3 protein-coding genes are annotated in these 3,309 nt (G+C 66.4%); 2 read left to right on the top strand and 1 reads right to left on the bottom strand.

From position 1 onward, the window contains the following. Window positions 1-146 precede the first annotated feature (146 nt). Window positions 147-1,022 carry a hypothetical protein gene (locus tag QMG73_RS45970; RefSeq protein WP_281906474.1) on the bottom strand — a complete coding sequence of 292 codons (876 nt, stop codon included), beginning with the start codon at window positions 1,020-1,022 and terminating at the stop codon, window positions 147-149. 50 nt (window positions 1,023-1,072) lie between these two features. Here QMG73_RS45970 and QMG73_RS45965 point away from each other — a divergent pair, with 50 nt between their 5' ends. Further along, entirely contained in the window at window positions 1,073-1,267 is a 195-nt protein-coding gene (locus tag QMG73_RS45965; RefSeq protein WP_281906473.1) for a hypothetical protein, read from the top strand. A 1,293-nt stretch (window positions 1,268-2,560) separates the two neighbouring features. After that, window positions 2,561-3,229, top strand: a complete 669-nt coding sequence (locus QMG73_RS45960; protein WP_281906472.1) for a reverse transcriptase/maturase family protein — start codon at window positions 2,561-2,563, stop codon at window positions 3,227-3,229. Window positions 3,230-3,309 lie beyond the last annotated feature (80 nt).

The following is a 3,309-nucleotide window of genomic DNA, read 5'->3' as shown; positions in this document are numbered from 1 at the left end:
TGCAGGGCCTGGGCCCGGAGGCTTCCAAATCGCTGTACCTGTATACCGAACTCCGCGACAACACCCACTTCTCCGAGTACGGGGCGGACCAGATAGGCCGGCTCGTGCTGGACCGCCTCGAACCGCTCGCCCTCCACAACCGCCGTTCATCCGACCGGGAAGGCGTCCGGGTCGACGGTGCTGCTGGTCGCGTTGCCGCCCACGACCGGGGTCAGCGTGATTTCCCAGATGGTGTATTGGCGTGACGTGGTCGTGAACTCAAAGGTGTCGTCGAACTGTTCGAAGGCGCAGTCGCGGGTGAAGGTTCGGGCCTTGGCGTCCCAGTCGGCGCCGCTGGTCATGTAGACCCGGTAGGTGGCGTCGCGGATGCCGCGCACGGTGTACTTGCCCTTGGCTCGTACGTAGACGGTCACGGTGGCCTTCTTGGCGTTGCTCGGTACCACGCTGATGACAGAGTCGGTCGAGCCGCCGTTGCTGATTTTCAGTTGGCCGAGGCCGCCGGAGGCTCGTTTGATGAGTGTGCCGTTGCCCAGTCGCCGTTTGGCGTCGTTGGTGGACTTCGGCGCGAACGAGCCGATCGTGTAGGGGTGTGCCGGGTCCGCGGTGGCCAGAGTCTGTGCGGCCGAGCGTACGTTCGCTAGTTGCGTGCCGCGGCTGATCAGGGAGAGGGCGGACGAGCCGGCGCAGACCGGGTCCAGGTCGCCGCCGGACAGTTCCCTGGACAGGCCGCGTAGCGCGACGACGAGCGAGAAGTGCGCATCGCGCACGGGTACCGGCGAGGAGATCGCCGACAGCCGGTCGGCCTCGGTGTCGACGCTTTGCCGCAGCGCGTCGATGGCGGCCGTCACGGTGGCTGGTGTGCGGGCGGCGCCGACGTTGCGGACCGCGGCGGCCAGCGCCCCGTCGGTGGCCGTGAGCGCGGCCTGGTACTGCGCCTCGGTCACCGGCGGTGCGGTGGTGGCCCCGGTAGACCCGGTCGATCCGGTGCCGCCGGACCCGGTGGACCCGGAGTCCTTTGTCACCGCCGCTCGCGGTGAGCACCGGAATCGAACACAACCCCAGCAGGAGGACCATGATCGCGGCGGTGACCACCGCGGGCCAGCGACGGCGGCGGGGCATGCTGTCCACTGAGGACACGATGCGGATCTGGAACAGCAGGTCCGGCCGGGTGGGCAGCCCGAGCGGGGACAGGGCAGCCGGTATCCGCACGATGGCGCCGTCCGGGACCCCGGGCGGGATTCGGATCATGATTGTGCCGGTGCCGTAGGGCAGCGGCACAGACCTCACCACGCCTGTTCGCGCCTCGGACGGGTCGATCTCGATGGACGGCAACTCCGGATCGGCGGGCTCGAAGGGCGCGCCGGGCGGGGGCGGCGTGGTCATAAATCGAGTGTGGGCGATGTTGTCAACGGGTACTCGGACGACCGCATCGTCGCAGGTGCCGGTCACCGCCGGTGGTTGCCGTCCTGCTGATGGCCGGCGCGTTCGCTGGCCAGATGACCTTCCTCAACCTGTACGGGCAGAGCCTCGCCGACACCTTCAACCGCTGTGCTAGTCAGGCCCTCATAGCGGAACCCGGCGAGGACACGCCGCAACGGATAGCCCGGTTCCAGTGGGAAGCGGCCTGTGTGACACCGATCGAGCACCGGTTCGCGATGTCTCAGGTGATCCCTCTGGACCGCGCGGCGACGCAGAACCAGCCGGCTCCCCGTCGACCACACCAGCCAACGTCTACTCGACGAGCAACACGGCCGGTGCACCATCTGCGGCGAGCTGCTGCTGCACGCCGATCACCCACCACAAACACCCAGAGATTGGGAACAGTGGCTGGGCGGTACCCGCAAAGCCTTGGCGCGCAACGCCATCACCTTACGGGATAGCGGAACACCGGACGAACCACAACTCCGTCTCGTCCACACACACTGCCACCGGCGCAACTCCAACCGGCGGCAGACCAGCACCGCAGCCCGTCAGCTCGCCACAGGGCTTGCTTGAGCCGGATGCGCGGAAACGCGCACGTCCGGTGTGCGCCGTGAGGCGCTTCGTTGTATCCCCGACGCAGTCGGGAGGAACTTGGAGGGTTGTTCTTGGGTCGCTCGGCTTACCTGAGCGCGAAAGCGTGAGGGGACCACAGCATGCCGAGGAAGCGGTGGCCGTCTGGGAGGCGTTCACGGGCGTCGTGCCGCAAGACCCGCGCGATATGGCCAAGGCTGGATTGCTTGAAGCCTAATCTCCAGCGTGAAAGTGACGCACCGTCGGAACGACGCCTGTAACCGACGCCCGCGCTATGTCCGGGCATGAACCGTGAGACCGGGCAACCTCCGTGGTGCGGGGCACCTCCCAGCGAGGGTGGTCAAGGAGATGAGTGGGCGGCCTACGTCGTGCTCGATACGTACAACGAAGACGTACCACGGGATCGCCTACGGGGCGCGAGCCCTATGGCGACGGAGTGTCCATAGTAGTCGCCGGCGTGACGACCGGCCGGGGAGGACGGGAAAGCCGTTCCGCAGGGCAAAGGGACACAGGTGATCAAGACGTCCGGCGGTGGGAGGTATGCGTAATGCAGAGTGCTGAAACGGTGCTGGACGTCATCCGGGAACGCGGCAGGCGTGGCCTGCCGCTGGAGAGGTTGTATCGGCAGTTGTTCAACCCGCAGTTGTTCCTTGTGGCCTACGGGCGCATCTACTCGAACAAGGGGTCGATGACGCCGGGAGCCACCGGGGAGACCGTGGACGGCATGTCTCTGGCCAAGATCGATAGAATCATCGGCGCGTTACGGGCCGAGTCCTACCGATGGTCGCCGGCCCGCAGGGTCTACATCCCGAAGAAGAACGGGAAGAAACGCCCGCTGGGCATGCCTCCCTGGTCGGACAAGATCGTCGCCGAGGTGGTCCGCATGCTTCTGGATGCGTACTACGACGTGCGGTTCTCCGACCGGTCCCACGGATTCCGTCCCGGCCGAGGCTGCCACACCGCGCTGGATGAGGTGGTGTCGGTCTGGAAGGGAACGCACTGGTTCATCGAAGGAGACATCTCCGACTGCTTCGGGAGCCTCGATCACAAGATCATGGTCTCGACGCTGGCGGAGAACATCCATGATGGACGGTTTCTGCAACTGATCGACCGTATGCTCAAAGCCGGATACTTGGAGGACTGGCGGTGGAACGCCACGCTCAGCGGTGCGCCGCAGGGCGGGATCGCATCCCCCGTCCTTTCCCTGGGGATTTAAGGCTGTTGGGGGGTGTTGGCTGGTGGGTTGCGGCGTTTGGGGTGGCCGGTGTTGGCGGGTCGGCCTTTCCTGATCACGGG

Source organism: Phytohabitans aurantiacus, assembly GCF_027923225.1.
Lineage (GTDB): Bacteria > Actinomycetota > Actinomycetes > Mycobacteriales > Micromonosporaceae > Phytohabitans > Phytohabitans aurantiacus.
This window is presented reverse-complemented; position numbering and strand designations above follow the sequence as displayed.

Bases quoted from the DNA above. Each gene is read 5' to 3' on its own strand.
- QMG73_RS45965 (WP_281906473.1), top strand. From the start codon at position 1,073: ATGATCGCGGCGGTGACCACCGCGGGCCAGCGACGGCGGCGGGGCATG.
- QMG73_RS45960 (WP_281906472.1), top strand. From the start codon at position 2,561: ATGCAGAGTGCTGAAACGGTGCTGGACGTCATCCGGGAACGCGGCAGG.